Annotated in this window: 15 protein-coding genes; 8 read left to right on the forward strand and 7 right to left on the reverse strand. The window is 74.3% G+C overall.

Annotated elements, in window-relative coordinates; all coding sequences use genetic code 11:
- Window position 1: 1 nt before the first annotated feature.
- The 4 genes from AB0K17_RS17455 to AB0K17_RS17470 all read right to left on the reverse strand — a co-directional run bounded on the left by AB0K17_RS17455 (window position 2) and on the right by AB0K17_RS17470 (window position 4,314).
- Window positions 2-1,708 carry a choice-of-anchor A family protein gene (locus AB0K17_RS17455; protein ID WP_365983447.1) on the reverse strand — a complete coding sequence of 569 codons (1,707 nt, stop codon included), beginning with the start codon at window positions 1,706-1,708 and terminating at the stop codon, window positions 2-4.
- A gap of 80 nt (window positions 1,709-1,788) precedes the next feature.
- Window positions 1,789-2,478: a L,D-transpeptidase family protein gene (locus tag AB0K17_RS17460; protein ID WP_365968382.1), complete on the reverse strand. Its 690-nt coding sequence runs from the start codon at window positions 2,476-2,478 to the stop codon at window positions 1,789-1,791.
- Window positions 2,479-2,533: 55 nt separating this feature from the next.
- Complete coding sequence (locus AB0K17_RS17465) at window positions 2,534-2,860, reverse strand: putative quinol monooxygenase (protein ID WP_365968381.1); 327 nt, start codon at window positions 2,858-2,860, stop codon at window positions 2,534-2,536.
- 491 nt (window positions 2,861-3,351) lie between these two features.
- A complete protein-coding gene (locus AB0K17_RS17470) occupies window positions 3,352-4,314 on the reverse strand; it encodes a LysR family transcriptional regulator (RefSeq protein ID WP_365983448.1) in 963 nt (320 codons plus the stop codon).
- A 96-nt stretch (window positions 4,315-4,410) separates the two neighbouring features.
- On the opposite strand from AB0K17_RS17470, the gene tdh reads away from it, so the two are divergent.
- Complete coding sequence (tdh, locus tag AB0K17_RS17475) at window positions 4,411-5,451, forward strand: L-threonine 3-dehydrogenase (RefSeq protein WP_365966247.1); 1,041 nt, start codon at window positions 4,411-4,413, stop codon at window positions 5,449-5,451.
- A gap of 29 nt (window positions 5,452-5,480) precedes the next feature.
- Entirely contained in the window at window positions 5,481-6,674 is a 1,194-nt protein-coding gene (locus tag AB0K17_RS17480; RefSeq protein ID WP_365983449.1) for a glycine C-acetyltransferase, read from the forward strand.
- An 84-nt stretch (window positions 6,675-6,758) separates the two neighbouring features.
- Here the strand turns inward: AB0K17_RS17480 and AB0K17_RS17485 are convergent, their stop codons facing one another.
- From AB0K17_RS17485 to AB0K17_RS17495, 3 genes are all read right to left on the reverse strand, one after another.
- Window positions 6,759-7,304 (reverse strand): EF-Tu/IF-2/RF-3 family GTPase, encoded by a 546-nt coding sequence (locus AB0K17_RS17485; RefSeq protein WP_365983450.1) that lies wholly within the window; start codon window positions 7,302-7,304, stop codon window positions 6,759-6,761.
- Between the two features lie 38 nt (window positions 7,305-7,342).
- On the reverse strand, window positions 7,343-7,774 hold the full coding sequence (locus AB0K17_RS17490; protein ID WP_365983451.1) for a hypothetical protein: 432 nt from the start codon (window positions 7,772-7,774) through the stop codon (window positions 7,343-7,345).
- 148 nt (window positions 7,775-7,922) lie between these two features.
- Complete coding sequence (locus AB0K17_RS17495) at window positions 7,923-9,149, reverse strand: DUF418 domain-containing protein (protein ID WP_365983452.1); 1,227 nt, start codon at window positions 9,147-9,149, stop codon at window positions 7,923-7,925.
- A 238-nt stretch (window positions 9,150-9,387) separates the two neighbouring features.
- Here AB0K17_RS17495 and AB0K17_RS17500 point away from each other — a divergent pair, with 238 nt between their 5' ends.
- The 6 genes from AB0K17_RS17500 (at window position 9,388) to AB0K17_RS17525 (ending at window position 13,982) form a co-directional block, all read left to right on the forward strand.
- Complete coding sequence (locus AB0K17_RS17500) at window positions 9,388-9,789, forward strand: hypothetical protein (RefSeq protein ID WP_365966252.1); 402 nt, start codon at window positions 9,388-9,390, stop codon at window positions 9,787-9,789.
- Complete coding sequence (locus AB0K17_RS17505) at window positions 9,786-10,568, forward strand: transcriptional regulator (protein ID WP_365966253.1); 783 nt, start codon at window positions 9,786-9,788, stop codon at window positions 10,566-10,568. The genes AB0K17_RS17500 and AB0K17_RS17505 overlap by 4 nt, the downstream gene beginning before the upstream one ends.
- A gap of 91 nt (window positions 10,569-10,659) precedes the next feature.
- Window positions 10,660-11,094: a roadblock/LC7 domain-containing protein gene (locus AB0K17_RS17510; RefSeq protein ID WP_365966341.1), complete on the forward strand. Its 435-nt coding sequence runs from the start codon at window positions 10,660-10,662 to the stop codon at window positions 11,092-11,094.
- A 115-nt stretch (window positions 11,095-11,209) separates the two neighbouring features.
- Window positions 11,210-11,584, forward strand: coding sequence for a hypothetical protein (locus AB0K17_RS17515; RefSeq protein ID WP_365966254.1), 375 nt, complete (start codon window positions 11,210-11,212; stop codon window positions 11,582-11,584).
- Window positions 11,585-11,854: 270 nt separating this feature from the next.
- Window positions 11,855-12,454, forward strand: coding sequence for a hypothetical protein (locus AB0K17_RS17520; protein ID WP_365983453.1), 600 nt, complete (start codon window positions 11,855-11,857; stop codon window positions 12,452-12,454).
- Between the two features lie 10 nt (window positions 12,455-12,464).
- Window positions 12,465-13,982: a hypothetical protein gene (locus AB0K17_RS17525; protein WP_365983454.1), complete on the forward strand. Its 1,518-nt coding sequence runs from the start codon at window positions 12,465-12,467 to the stop codon at window positions 13,980-13,982.
- The last annotated feature ends 1 nt before the right edge of the window (window position 13,983 follow it).

A 13,983-nucleotide genomic window follows, 5' to 3' on the forward strand; every position in this document is an offset into this window, starting at 1 on the left:
CTCACTTCTTGCCCTTGCCGGGCTCCCCGCGCGGGTTGCGGATGGTCACCGTGACGCCGGCCGAGGCGTTGCGGGTGGTCAGGCGGTACGGGCCGAAGACGCGCCGTGCGGAGAGCAGGTAGCCCTCGGGCACGGCCGTCTCCCGCAGGTAGTAGGTGCCCAGCGGCAGCCCGGGATAGGTGCAGCGGCCCTGCCGGTCGGTGGCGCAGCCGCTGTCGACCCGGCGGTCGGCGCCGGCCCCTGAGGCCTGCAGTCCGGCGCGGCCGTTGGTCTCGCGCCACAGCTCGAAGACGGCGCCCTGCAGCAGCCGGCCGGTCCGCGCGTCCCGCTTGATCAGCCGTAGCGTGCCGCAGGTGGGGGTGTTGGCCACGGCGACGGTCACGCCGCGGGCGGCGTTGGCGGCGGTGAGGACGAGCCCCGTCACACGCTGGGCGGGCGCGGCGTAGCAGGCGGGGGGCTGCAGCTCCTGCCAGTAGTAGGTACCGGTGTCCACGGCCCTGCGGCACAGGCCGCGCCCGTCGGTGACGCACACGCCGCCGACCCGGGCGTCGGCGGCGCCACCGGTCTGCAGGCCGGCGCGGCCGTTGGACTCCCGCCACAGCTGGAAGCGGGCCCCCGGCAGCGGCCGGCCGGTCACCGCGTCCCGCTTGAGCACCGTCACGGTGCCGGCCTGCGCGGCGCTGACGCAGTCGGGCAGGTCGCCGGTGAAGGGGTAGGCGTGGAATCCGGCGGGACCACCGGAGGCGGTGTGGGTGAGGGAACCGGCGGTCAGGAAGCGCCCGTTGAAGCCGGGTACGGAAACGACCGACTCGCTCTCGCGCTCGCCGGCCAGGACACTGCCCTGGAACTGCCCGCTGCCGCGGAACTCCAGGCGCCGGGCGTCGGCGGCGTTCCACAGCAGCCGCTCGCGCAGCCCGGCCGGTCCGCTCACTGCGCCGGCGTCGATCAGCCGTGCGGCGCCGGTGAGGTTGACCAGGACGGTGGCGCCGGTCGGGATGCCGGTGAAGCGCAGGTTCTGGTGGGTGCCGCCGGGACTGGCGAGGTCGGAGCCGACGGTGAACACCTGCAGCCGGGAGCTGCCGTCGCCGGTGAAGACCGTCTCCGTACCGGTGGTGCGCACCGTGCCGGTCGCCGGCCGGCCGTGGCCGTCGGCCCCGTGCGCGTAGCAGCGGCTCGCGGCGCCGAGTTCGTCGCGCAGCCGGACGTACGGCTCCGTCGCGGCCTCGTCGGTGACGCTGCGGCCGGTGACCGTACCCCGGACCGGACCCGCGTGGCGGACCGTGCCGCGGTCGGCGACCAGCCGCTGGCCGGCCGCGACGGTCACGGCTGCGCCCGCGGTCAGGAAGTCGCTGCCGTCCGCCGGGGGGACGCGGGAGCCGGTGCCGGCCACGCCCACGGCGTACCCGCCGCCGCCCGACCGGTGCACGTCCACGCGGCCCAGGGCGACCACGCGCCCCTCGGCCTCGGCGGCCGTGCCCCGGATACGGAAGTCGCCGCCGACGAGGACGTTGACGTTGTTGTCGCGGCCGGCCGGCGGGCCCGTCCCGGGGCCGCGGTAGCTGCGCGGACAGCTGCCGGGCAGGCACGGGCCCAGGCCACCGGGCAGCGGCGCCGCCGCCGCGGGCGGGGCCAGGCCCCCGACCGTGGCGGCGCAGACGACGCCCACCGCGAGCCGTCGCAGCCATCCCTCGGTGAAGTTCCGTCGCACGATCCGACTATGACCATCGACATCTCGTCGGATATTCCGGCACGCCGGGGCGTCGCCGCCAACGTGCTCCGAACGGCCGATCAGGTGCCCGGCTTGCGGCCCCAGACGCGCACGCCGTCGCCGACCTGCAGCACGTCCCAGAGCCGGCGCGCGTCGGCGACCGTGAGGTTGACGCAGCCGGCGGAACCACCGCCGTCGAAGAGGTTGCCCGGGTGACCGTGCAGGGCCTGGCCGCCGGAGAAGAACTGCGAGTACGGCATCGGGGCGTTGGCGTAGAGCGTGGAGACGTGGTTCTTGTGCTTCCAGTACACCTTGAACGACCCCGTACGGGTCGTCTGCCCGGCCCGGCCCGAGCGCACCGGCACCGGCGCGAAGATCACCCGGCGGCGCTGCTGCACCCACATCAGCTGCCGGTCGAGGTCCACGCACGCCATGCGGCCCGCCACCACCGGACAGCGGCCGGCGGCATTGGGGTTGGGCCGGGCCTGGGCGACGAGCATCTGCCGGTAGGTGGCCAGCCCCGCGTACCCGTCGGCCGGCCGGATGCCCTCCCGCCGCTGGAAGGCGGCGATGGCCGCGCAGTCCGCCGGTGACTGGCGGCCGTCCACGGGCCGCTTGAGGTAAGCCTCCAGCTGCCGCTGGTACGGGCCGGTGCCCGCCGTACAGGCGGCCGCGTGCGCCGGGCGGGCGGTACCCGGCGCGGCGACCTGGGCGGCCGCACCGACGAGCGCCGTCAGCAGACAGGCCGCCCGTACGCGTCGGTTGCTCATGGACGACGGTCTACCGGCCGGCCGCCGGGCGGGCACCCGCAGGGACCCGAACGGGTCAGTCGCGCGGCGACAGCTCGGCCATCGCCGACCAGCCGCGGCCCGGCACCTCGACGTTGACGATCTCCGGCGTGCGCGCGATCAGGCCGGGCATCCAGGCCATGGCCGTCTTGAAGTGCTCCGAGTTCACGTGCGCCTCGCCCGCGGCCGCGTCCTCGAACGCCTCGACGAGGACGAACTGGTGCGGGTCGTCCACGCTGCGCGACCACTCGTAGAACAGGTTGCCCGGCTCCTCGCGGGTGGCGCGGGTGAAGTCCTGGACCAGGTCCAGCCACTCCCCGCTGCGCTCGGGGCGGATGGTGAACTTGACGACGATAAAGATCATGCGTGCTCCCGGGAGGACCGCGTTCGAATGAGGACCGGTCCATCGTGACGCGCGCCGCGGGGCCTCGCGAACGGGGTGCGCCCGTTTTCCGGCTGTGCCGGAAAACGCGCCGCGGCGGGCCGCTCCCCAGCTCCGCCTCCCCCCAGCTACCACTGGGAGGTGCCCCCACTCCCCGTCTCCTGGCGGGTCTCCGCCCCCTGGGCCGTGTCCGGCGGATCTTCGACACGCGCCACCACGGCGCCCCGTTAGGGGCGCGGGGAACTGCGCGATCAGCCGGCGACGGCCCGCAGCCGACGTGCCACCCCCGGGGCCCGGGCATTCTGCGGGCACGTCGTGGCTTGTCGCGCAGTTCCCCGCGCCCCTGACGGGGCCTGCCTGATCCGCCGGATACGCCTGGCCGTCGGTGGCCGATCGCGCCCACGCGGCGGAGCCGCAGATCGGGCACCGCCCCGCGCCCCTGACGGGGCACCGCACGATCCGCCGGACACGGCCTAGTACCCCCGGACCGGGGTGCGCCCGGTGTTCTCGAATGCCGGACGGGCCGGCGTGAGTGCCGCCGCCCGTTCGCGGAGCTCCGCGAGGGCGAGCCGCAGCAGTGGGTGCCCCTCGCTGCCGCTGCGCACCGCGGTCAGCACCCGCCGCGTCGGCCCCGGCCCGCGCAGCGGTCGTACCGCGGGGGTGAGCGCGGGGCGGATGCCGTGCAGGGCCGAGCGGGGGACGAGGGCGACCCCCGCGCCGACCGCGACCAGGGCACACACGGCCGAGAAGTCGTCGGACAGGCACTCGACCCGCGGCTGGAAGCGGGCCTGCTCGCAGGCGCGCAGCACGGCCTCGTGCACGGGGTTGCCGGGCCAGGGCGTGATCCAGGGGTCCTCGGCCAGATCCTTCAGGTCGACTTCGCCCGCCCCCGCGAGCCGGTGCCCGGGCGGCAGCACGGCATCGAACGGCTCCTCGTACAGCGGTGCGTGCAGCAGCCGGCCCGTGCCCGGCGCCAGCGAGTCGCGGTGTTCGACGGCGATGGCGATGTCGACCTCGCCGTCGGCGAGCAGGCGGGCGCTGGTGTGCCCTTCGGCGTCCTTGACCCGCACCTGCACCTGCGGCGCGCGCTGCCGCAGTGCGGCCACCGCGGGGGCGACGACCTCGGTGATGGCGGTGGCGAAGGCGGCGACGGCGACCTCGCCGACCAGTCCGGTGGAGCAGGCGGCGAGGTCGGCCTCGGCCCGCTCCAGCTGGGCGGAGATCTCGCCGGCGTGCCGGGCGAGGACGCTGCCCGCGGCGGTGAGGCGCACGGTGCGCCCACGCCGTTCGAGCAGGGTGTGCCCGGTCTCCGTCTCCAGGGCGGCGAGCTGCTGGGAGACGGCGGAGGGCGAGAGGTACAGGGCGTGGGCGGCGGCCGTGACGGTGCCGTGGTCGGCGAGGGCGCGCAGCACCTTCAGGCGGCGGGGGTCGATCACCTGTTCATCATCCCATGATCGTGAAGGTGGGCTTCACAACGACCGTCGAAAAATGTCGATGGACTTCACAGCGGCGAAGCCGCAAAGTGATCCCTCATGAGGGCATTGGTGAAGACCGCGGCGGCGCCGGGTCTCGAACTGACCGAGGTGCCGACCCCCGAGGCCGGCCCCGGACAGGTACTGATCAAGGTCTTGCGGACCGGCATCTGCGGTACGGACCTGCACATCGACAGCTGGGACGACTGGGCGGCCCGCGCGGTGCGCGCGCCGCTCGTGGTCGGCCACGAGTTCGCCGGCGAGGTCGTCGCCACCGGCGCCGGGGTGACCAAGGTCGCCGTGGGCGACACCGTCAGCGGCGAGGGTCACCTGGTGTGCGGCACCTGCCGCAACTGCATGGCGGGCCGCCGCCACCTGTGCATCCGTACGATCGGGCTGGGCGTGCACACGGACGGCGCGTTCGCCGAATACGTGGTGCTGCCCGAGTCCAACGTCTGGGTCCACCGCCACGAGATCGACATCGACGTGGCGGCCATATTCGACCCGTTCGGCAACGCCGTGCACACCGCCCTGGCCTTCCCGGTCCTCGGCGAGGACGTGCTGATCACCGGTGCCGGCCCCATCGGCATGATGGCCGCCGCGGTCGCCGCCCACGCCGGCGCGCGCTCCACCGTCATCACCGACGTCAGCCCCTACCGCCTGGCGCTGGCGCAGAAGATGGGCGCGACCGTCGCCCTGGACGTCAGCAGCCGGCGCATCGCCGACGTCATGCCGGAGCTCGGCATGACGGAGGGCTTCGACGTGGGCATGGAGATGTCCGGCCGCGCCGACGCCCTGCAGGACATGATCGCCACCATGTCGCCCGGCGGCCGCATCGCCGCGCTCGGCCTGCCGCACGGCGAGGTGAGCCTGGACATGGCCACGATCGTCACGCGCATGCTGACGCTGCGCGGCATCTACGGCCGCGAGATGTTCGAGACGTGGTACGCGATGTCCGTGCTGCTGCGCAGCGGCCTGGACATCTCGCCGGTGATAACCCACCGCTTCGGCTTCGAGCAGCACGCCGAGGCGTTCGCCACGGCCCGCTCCGGCCAGTGCGGCAAGGTCGTCATCGACTGGACCCGGCCCATCCTCCCCTGACGCAACGCCACACCACGAGGAGTCCCCACGTGTACGACGGGATGCGCGAGCACCTGCGCAAGGAGCTGCAGGACATCCGCGACGCCGGGCTGTACAAGTCCGAGCGCGTGATCACCAGCCCGCAGTCGGCTGCCATCAGCGTCGGCGACGGCAAGGCCGCCGACAAGGTGCTCAACTTCTGCTCCAACAACTACCTCGACCTCGCCGACCACCCCGAGGTCATCGCGGCGGCCAAGCAGGCGCTGGACGACTGGGGCTTCGGCATGGCCTCCGTCCGCTTCATCTGCGGCACCCAGGCGCCGCACAAGGAGCTGGAGAGCCGGATCTCCCGCTTCCTGGGCACCGAGGACACGATCCTGTACAGCTCGTGCTTCGACGCCAACGGCGGTGTCTTCGAGACCCTGCTGTCCGCCGAGGACGCGGTGATCTCCGACGAGCTCAACCACGCCAGCATCATCGACGGCATCCGCCTGTCGAAGGCCGCGCGCCTGCGCTACCGCAACCGCGACATGGCGGACCTGGAGCGCTGCCTGCAGGAGGCGTCGGGTGCTCGGCACAAGCTGATCGTCACCGACGGCGTGTTCTCCATGGACGGCTACATCGCCCCGCTGGACGAGATCTGCGACCTGGCCGAGCGCTACGGCGCCCTGGTGATGGTCGACGACTCGCACGCGGTGGGCTTCGTCGGCGAGGAGGGCCGCGGCACGCCGGAGCTCTTCGGCGTCACCGAGCGGGTCGACATCATCACCGGCACGCTCGGCAAGGCCCTGGGCGGCGCCAGCGGCGGTTACGTCGCGGCGCGCGCGGAGATCGTCGAGATCCTGCGCCAGCGCTCCCGCCCGTACCTGTTCTCCAACTCGCTGGCGCCCTCCATCGTCGGCGCCTCGCTGCGGGTGCTCGACCTGCTGGCCGCCTCCGGCGACCGGCGGGCACAGCTGCGGGAGAACACCGCGCTCTTCCGCAAGGGCATGACCGAGGCGGGCTTCGAGGTGCTGCCGGGCGAGCACCCCATCACCCCCGTCATGATCGGTGACGCGGCCGTGGCCGCGCGGATGGCGGCGGCGCTGCTGGAGAAGGGCATCTACGTGATCGCCTTCTCCTACCCGGTGGTCCCCCAGGGCAAGGCCCGCATCCGCGTCCAGCTCTCGGCCTCCCACTCGCGCGAGGACGTCCTGCGCACGATCGAGGCCTTCCGCGAGGTCCGCGACGCGATGGCGGGCTGACGCCCGCACATCCTGACGGCGCCGGCCCCGGGCATCTGCCCGGGGCCGGCGCCGTGTGCGTGCCGTCCCGTGCTGCCGGCCGGATCAGCGCGGAAGCCCGGTCACCACGCCCGAGCCGGCGGCGCGCCCGCGACGACGGAACACGAATCGCTGACCGCTCTCGAGCGCGACGGGCTGCTCCAGCGCGACCGTCACCGTGGCCGTGTGCAGCGGGTGCAGCGCCTCCATCCCTTGCGGAAGTGTCACCGAGCCCCGGAGCGGGCCTGCACGGAAGTAGAAGTGCAGGCAGCCTCCGGTCAGCAGCTCGGCACCGCCCTCGGCCGCCGACATGACGGCGAGGTCGGCCACGAAGGACCGGTGCGCGCTGATCGAACGCGGCGTGGCCAGTGTCTGCCCCCGCTCCACCGCGCTCGACGCTTCTTCCGGCAGCAGCAGCTCCACGTTCATGCCCGCGGTCGCCTCGCCGACGCGCCGCTTGCCCGCCTCGATACGGGTGACGCGGACGATCCCGCCACCGCCGGCACCGACGATCTGCACCTCGTCGCCTGCGCGGACGCGCCCCCGCTCCACCCGGCCTGTCGCCCGCACCGTCCTCTCCCCTGGGCGACGGAAGACGTCCTCGACGACCATCAGGAACGGCTGCTCACAGACATCCATAGGTCACTCGCCTAGTGCCAGCGCGGGCGGGAGCCGTCGCCGCCGCAGGTGAGGAGGCGACCGGTGGCGTCGTGAGTGGTGGCGCCGACGTCCGCCTTGCGGCAGAACTGGCCAGCCTTGTAGCAGTTGCCCGCGCTGGAGCGGATCTCGCAGGTCGTGGCGGCGGCCGGGGCACTGGTGGTGGGGGCGTCGGCGGTGGGCCGCGAGGTCCGGGCGTGGGACGGCGACGGCGTGGGGGCCGGGTCGGTCGTCGGGGAAGGCGCCGGGGTGGGCGTGGCGCGGGAGGTGGGCGAGGCCGACGGCGACGCGGAGATCGATGCGCTCGGTGAGGCGGTGGAACCGGTCGGCGCCTTGTCGTCTCCCGTGCACCCGGTGAGGGTCAGCGCGAGGGCGAGCCCGCACACGGCGAGCAGACGGCGAGGAGAGGGGACGGATATGGCCATGGACGACTCCACGTACGGACGGGCGGTGGGACAGCCGCGTGCGGTACGGCGCCGTCCGTGGACGCGGCGTACCGCCGATACGTGGGGGGACCGGCTCGGCTGGAACTTTAGCGCTGGACGATCGAGTTCGAAGGCCAGATCGACAACTTCAGCCGCGCAGGAGTCGTTTCTGGAGGGACTCCAGGGGGCCCGCGGAAAAACGGCGCATCCAGAGGGTGGATGCGGTCACCAGGGTCAGGCAGACCGTGGCCCACAGGGCGAGGACCCACCAGGGGCCGGTGCCGGCGAAGTGGTCCGCGAGGCCCAGGCCGATGCCGTAGCAGGCCAGGACGCACAGCACGTTCTGGGCGACGTAGCAGGTCAGGGCCATGCGGCCGACGGAGGTCAGGGAGCGGGTGAGCGGGCCGGGGCGGGGCAGGCGGTCCATCAGCACGCCGATCAGGCCGAGGTAGCCGAGCGCGACGACGGGGGCGGCGACGTAGCGGCCCAGCAGGTAGGCGTCGGCGAGGGAGGCGGCGGCGTTCAGGGGCAGGCCGAGGCCCAGGCCCCAGGCCGCCAGGCGGACGCGCAGCCGGTGGCCGGCGGCCGAGGGGGCGAAGGCGCCGGCGCGGTGGAGGCGGACGCCGAGCAGGAAGAGGAAGAGCAACAGTCCGAAGGAGAGCACCGGTTCCATGCGCAGGACGAGGGCGTGGTGCAGGCGGAAGGCGATCTGGGCGAGGTAGCCGCCGTGCGCGTAGAGGTCGGCCGCCTCCCGGTCGGGGCCGGTGCTGCTGCTCCCGTCGCCGTCGGAGCCGAGCGCCGCGAGGCCGAGCAGCGTCATCACGGCGACGTGGAGGCCGGCCGCCGTCCACATCACGCGGTTGCGCAGGCGCGCGGAGCAGTTGAGCAGGCGGGCGACGAGCAGGGCGGTCAGGGCGTAGCCCATGAGCACGTCCCAGGCGAAGACCAGGACGAAGTGCACCGTGCCCTCGGCGAGGAGGAAGAGGGCGCGCCGGCGGTAGCGGCCGGGCCACGGCCGGCCGCGCCGGGCGGCGGCGTCGAACTGGATGGCCAGGCCGACGCCGAAGAGCAGGGTCAGCAGGGACAGGAACTTGCCGTCGGCGAGGAAGCGGAAGACGCTCTCCACCGCGAGCGCGGGGGTCGGGTCCCTGAGCAGTCCACCCAGGGTGGCTCCTCCGTCGGCTTCGAGAACGCCCCATTCCGCGCCGGGACCGGTAAAGATCCAGACATTCGTCATCAGCGTTCCGAGGATCGCCGTGCCCCGCAACACGTCCAGCAGCGGCAGTCGTTGCGGCGTGCCGGAGTCCGGCGCCCCTTCCGTTTCGTCCTCCTGTGGTCCGGACCAGGACACGGTGGACCGTACGGTTTCCGTCATGTGACCCCCAACTCGGCGTTTCCTCCATCCTCTGCGGGGAGATCGCCGGAGGCCTCGTAGGTGGTGATGAAACGGCGCTACATCCTTCGATGTAGGGGCCAACAGGGCGGCCGAACCTTTATCAGCGCGCGCACATGTGCCGAAGGAAAGTGCCAAAACTCTCACCACCCACGGGTGTTATCGATTACCTTCCGTCGCATCGGACACGCCATGTGTGATCACCCCCGGAGAGGATCGTGTGACCGGCATAGACGGGTGCCTGGCCGAGGCCATGACCATCCCCGGGGCACGGGGGGCGAGCCTGGTGGAGTGGACCACCGGGCTCACCCTGGGGACGGCGGGCGACGGGCCGACGGCCGGGCACGGGGAGCACGGGGACGACGAGGCCGCGGCCGCCGAGGCGGCCGAGGTGGCCCGGCTCGTCTTCGAGAGCGGGGCCTTCCGCAGCGGACCCGCGGCCGCGGGTCCCGTGGAGGAGCTGATCGTCACCGCCCGCGGCAGCTACCACCTGATCCGTTTCGTGGAGACGGCCTTCGACAGCAGCGTCTTCCTGCACCTGTGGCTGGACCGCACGGAGGCGAACCTGGCCGTGGCCCTCTTCCGCATCAAGGACCTCACCGCCCGGCTGGTGGCCGCATGAGCCCGGCACTGCGCGAGGCGACGCTGGAGGACCTGGCCGCGCGGCGCGCCACGGGCGCCCTCCACGGCCGCGGCGGGGCGCTGTACCTGGCCGACGGCGCGGTGGTGCACGCGGAGAGCCCGGCGGTGCCGGACGTGGGGTGGCGGCTGACCGCCGGCGGCCGGGTGTCGCCGGAGGCCTGGCAGGAGGCGGTGGTGCGCGGCGGCGCCGAGCACCGCGCCGGCGCCTTCCTCGTCGAGCACGGCCGGCTCGGCCGCGCCGAGCTCGAACTGTGCCATCTGAGCGCCCTGTTCGACGCGGCCTACTTCGTGCTCTTCCCGCTCGACGGCTCGCAGCGGCCCCCGGACCGGTTCCTGTACGAGGCACGGCACTGGTTCGGCCCCGTACGCCCGGTGCCCGTGGGCCTGTTGCAGCGCGAGGTGCGGCGCCGGCGCGGGTTGCTGGAGAGGGCCTGGCCGCGCCCGGAGATCGACGCGGCACCGGTCGTGCCCGTGGCCGGCGCCCTGCCCCGCGCCGGCCGGGGCGGCGCTCCCGCCGGCGGGCGCCGCGCGGTGCTGGAGGCGGCGGACGGGGTGCGCACGCCCACCCAGATCGCCAGGGCGCTGGGCCGGTGCGCCTTCGCCACCGTCCTGGACGTGCGGCGCCTTGCGGCGGCGGGCCTGGTCCGTACGCCGCGGGCGGGCGCACCGGCGCCGCGCGCCCCGCAGGCCGGTGCCCGCCCCGACGCCCCGGACGTCTTCCTGCTCCACCGGATCCGCGACGCCTTGGAGGCCCTGTGACCGAGCCCCGGCCCGTTCCCGTGCCGCACCCCGAGTTCCCGCGACGCCACCGGGCCGCGTCGTGGGCGGGCCGGGCACCCGCGCTCTCATGATGAGGCGCGCGTTGAGGCAATTCGCCGTGAGGAGGCAGCCGATGACCGCCGCACCCGAGGTGCTCGACGAGCTGGAGGGGCTCCGCGTGCGGGTACCGCACCTGACCGGTGCCATGGTGGCCAGCACCGACGGGCTGGTGATCGCGCACCTCGTCACCGGCATGGAACCGGACGGGGTGGCCGCGCTGACCGCCGCGGCGCTGGGCGTGGGAGCCCGGCTGACGGAGGCCGTGGGCCACGGGGGCTTCCGCGAACTCGTCGTCAGCGGCGAGCACGGCTACGTCGCCACCTACGCCGCCGGCGCCTCGTGCGTACTGACCCTGCTGGCCACGGCCGACGCCAACGTGGGCCGGCTGAACCTGGAGGCCCGCAGATCGGGCGCCCGCATCGCCGCGCTCGCCGCCACCTCGCCGGCGAGCCGGCGCCAGCCGTGACGAGGGCGGCCACCGGCCGCCCGCACGACGCATCACCGACCCGCGCCACCGACCCGCATCACCAACCTTCATCACCAACCCGACAAATCGACACCGACGGAACGGAAGACTGACGATGGCGAACACCGAAACGGCCCTGAAGGACGCGATGAGCTCGATCGACGGGGCCATCGGCGTGGCACTCGTCGACTACGGCAGCGGCATGGCGCTCGGCACCCTGGGCGGCAGCTCCTCCTTCGACCTCAACGTCGCGGCCGCGGGCAACACCGACGTCGTACGGGCCAAGCTGCGGGCCATGGAGATGCTGAACATTCAGGACAGCATCGAGGACATCCTCATCACCCTCGGCACGCAGTACCACCTGATCCGCCTGCTCACCGGCCGCGGCGGCAACGGGCTGTTCCTCTACCTCGTCCTGGACGCCAAGCGCGCCAACCTGGCGATGGCCCGCCACCAGCTCCGGCGGATCGAGGCGGAGCTGGAGGTCTAGGCGCTGGAGGTCCGGGCGCTGGAGGTCCGGGCACTGGAGGTCCGGGCGCCGGATGTCCAGGCGTGGTCAAGGCGTGCTGGGCCATTCGGGATGGCCTGAACGGAGGACTTGAGAGGGCGCTCACCTGACGGCCCGTCGGCCCGCGGATCTGGTGCGCCGTCAGGTGCGCACGCCCCGGGTGGCGGGTCGTCAGAAGTCGCTCCGTTTGCGGGCGGCCGAGGGGCGACGCAGGGTCGTCGTGACGATCCCTTCTGCCCGGAGGAGTACTCCATGGCCCTCTCCCGAAGAACCGGTCTCCTGCTGTCCGGCACCCTGTGCGGTGCCCTGGCCCTGGGCACCGCCGACTGGACCGCCACGGCCGACACCACGCGCTCGCCCGCCGACGCCGCCGCCCCCGCGCAGGCCGCCCCGGCCCCCGACGCCCTGCGCAGGGCCGCGGGCCAGGGGGTGCGCGCCATCGAGGAGAACGCCATCGGCAAGGAGGCGGCCGACGTCGCCGCGGGATGCGCGGCCGCCCACCAGGCGCAGGGGCCGAAGGCCGGGAGCTGCGCCGCCGTCCGGGAGCAGCTCGACCGGCTGGGCCGGGCCCGGGCGGGCCTGGAGCGCCAGGCGAACACCGGCCGGCCCGACCTCGGGGCCATCACCGCCTCGACCCTGGACGCGGTGGCGGCCACCGTGCAGCTGGCCAAGGAGCGCGCCCGCAGCGACGACGGCTGGGGGCACGGCCGGCAGGGCCGGGAGGGCCCCGGCGGCCTGATCGGCACGGTGCAGGGGCTGGTCGTGGGACTTGCCTCCACCATGAACGGTGTCGTCGGCGGCGTCAGCAACATGGTCATCGGCCTGGTGAGGGCCTTGATGGCCGGCGGCTGAGGCGGCAGCTGTGCATCCGGCGGCCCCCGCTCCGGCCCGGCCCGGGCGGCAGGCCCGCCCCCCGGCGTCCGACGTCCCGGCGCCCGCGGCCCTGCCGTGGTTCGCGGGCGTGGCCACCGCCTACACCGTGGCCCAGCTGCTGCTCGTGGTGCCGGACACCGGGCTCGGCTGGGACGAGACGGTGTACGTCAGCCAGGTCGCCCCGCACACCCCGGCCGCGTTCTTCAGCGCGCCGCGGGCCCGCGGGGTGAGCCTGCTGGTCGCTCCCGTGGTGGCGCTGACGGACTCCACCGATGTGCTGCGCCTGTGGCTGGCAGTGGTCTCGGGGTGCGGCCTGCTGCTGGCGCTGTGGCCGTGGCGGCGGCTGGTGCCCGTGCCGCTGGCGGCGCTTGCGGGCCTGCTGTTCTGCGGGCTGTGGATGACCTTGTTCTACGGTCCGCAGGCCATGCCGAACCTGTGGGTGGCCTTCGGCGCGCTGGCCGCCACGGGCTGGTTCCTGTGCGCCGTGCGCGGTCCGGGTGCGGACCGGCGGGCGCTCGTGGCCCTCGCCGCGTCGGTGGCGTTCACCGCGCTGATGCGCCCGGGTGACGGCCTGTCACTGCTGCTGCCGCTGGCGGGCGCGGCGGTGTGCGTACGGTCCTGGCGCCGGCCCGTGGTCCTGCTCGCCGTGGTGGGCGGCGCGCTCGCCGGCGGCGCCGAGTGGGTGGTCGAGGCGTACCTGCACTACGGCGGGCTGGCGGCGCGGCTGGCGCGGGCCTCGCAGATCCAGGGCGGCTGGGGTGCCCCGCTGGCCCTGGACGACCACATGCGGGCGCTGGAGGGCCGGGCGCTGTGCCGGCCGTGCACGATTCCCTGGCGGCATCCGGTGACGGCGGTGTGGTGGTTCGCGGTGCCGCCGCTGACCGCGGGCGGCCTGCTGGTGGCCTCCCGGGTGCGCCGGCCGGCGGTGTACGCCCTGCCGGTGGTGGTGGCGCTGTCGATGGCGGTGCCGTACCAGTTCCTCGACTACGCGGCGCCCCGGTTCCTGCTGCCCGCGTACGGGCTGCTGGCATTGCCGGTGACGCTGTGCCTGTTGCGGCTGGTGACCACCGTCGAGGGCGGCCCGCCGCGGCTGCGGCCGGTCGCGGCGGCGGCCCTGGTGATGGCGCTGCTGGCGCACCTGGCGGTGCAGTACGTGGTGCTGGGCCGGGCCGTGGCGCGCAGCGCCGCCACCGACCGGGCCCTCGGACGCATCGTCACCGAGCTGCGTCGCCAGGGGCTGCGGCCGCCGTGTACGGTCACGGGCACGGAGGCGGTGCGGATCGCCTTCCGCGCCGGGTGCGCCTCGCGGCAGACGGACGGGCACGACGCGAACACCACCGTCGCGCGGCTGGTGGCCGACGCGGCACGGCAGCCGGTGGCGGTGGTGACCTCCGACGGCACGCACCCACCGCCGTACGCGCGCACCTGGCGCGCCGCATCGCTGCCCGCGCTGCCCGGCGAAGCGGCCGGGCTGCACGCCCGGCTGTCCCCGCCGACCCGCCGGTGAG

The organism is Streptomyces sp. NPDC049585 (genome assembly GCF_040675615.1).
Lineage (GTDB): Bacteria > Actinomycetota > Actinomycetes > Streptomycetales > Streptomycetaceae > Streptomyces > Streptomyces luteosporeus.

What these genes read in the sequence shown, in the direction of transcription:
- AB0K17_RS17460 (WP_365968382.1), bottom strand. Translation starts at nt 2,478, where the DNA reads ATGAGCAACCGACGCGTACGGGCGGCCTGTCTGCTGACGGCGCTCGTC.
- AB0K17_RS17465 (WP_365968381.1), bottom strand. Translation starts at nt 2,860, where the DNA reads ATGATCTTTATCGTCGTCAAGTTCACCATCCGCCCCGAGCGCAGCGGG.
- tdh (WP_365966247.1), top strand. Translation starts at nt 4,411, where the DNA reads ATGAGGGCATTGGTGAAGACCGCGGCGGCGCCGGGTCTCGAACTGACC.
- AB0K17_RS17485 (WP_365983450.1), bottom strand. Translation starts at nt 7,304, where the DNA reads ATGGTCGTCGAGGACGTCTTCCGTCGCCCAGGGGAGAGGACGGTGCGG.
- AB0K17_RS17490 (WP_365983451.1), bottom strand. Translation starts at nt 7,774, where the DNA reads ATGGCCATATCCGTCCCCTCTCCTCGCCGTCTGCTCGCCGTGTGCGGG.
- AB0K17_RS17495 (WP_365983452.1), bottom strand. Translation starts at nt 9,149, where the DNA reads ATGACGGAAACCGTACGGTCCACCGTGTCCTGGTCCGGACCACAGGAG.
- AB0K17_RS17505 (WP_365966253.1), top strand. Translation starts at nt 9,786, where the DNA reads ATGAGCCCGGCACTGCGCGAGGCGACGCTGGAGGACCTGGCCGCGCGG.
- AB0K17_RS17510 (WP_365966341.1), top strand. Translation starts at nt 10,660, where the DNA reads ATGAGGCGCGCGTTGAGGCAATTCGCCGTGAGGAGGCAGCCGATGACC.
- AB0K17_RS17515 (WP_365966254.1), top strand. Translation starts at nt 11,210, where the DNA reads ATGGCGAACACCGAAACGGCCCTGAAGGACGCGATGAGCTCGATCGAC.
- AB0K17_RS17520 (WP_365983453.1), top strand. Translation starts at nt 11,855, where the DNA reads ATGGCCCTCTCCCGAAGAACCGGTCTCCTGCTGTCCGGCACCCTGTGC.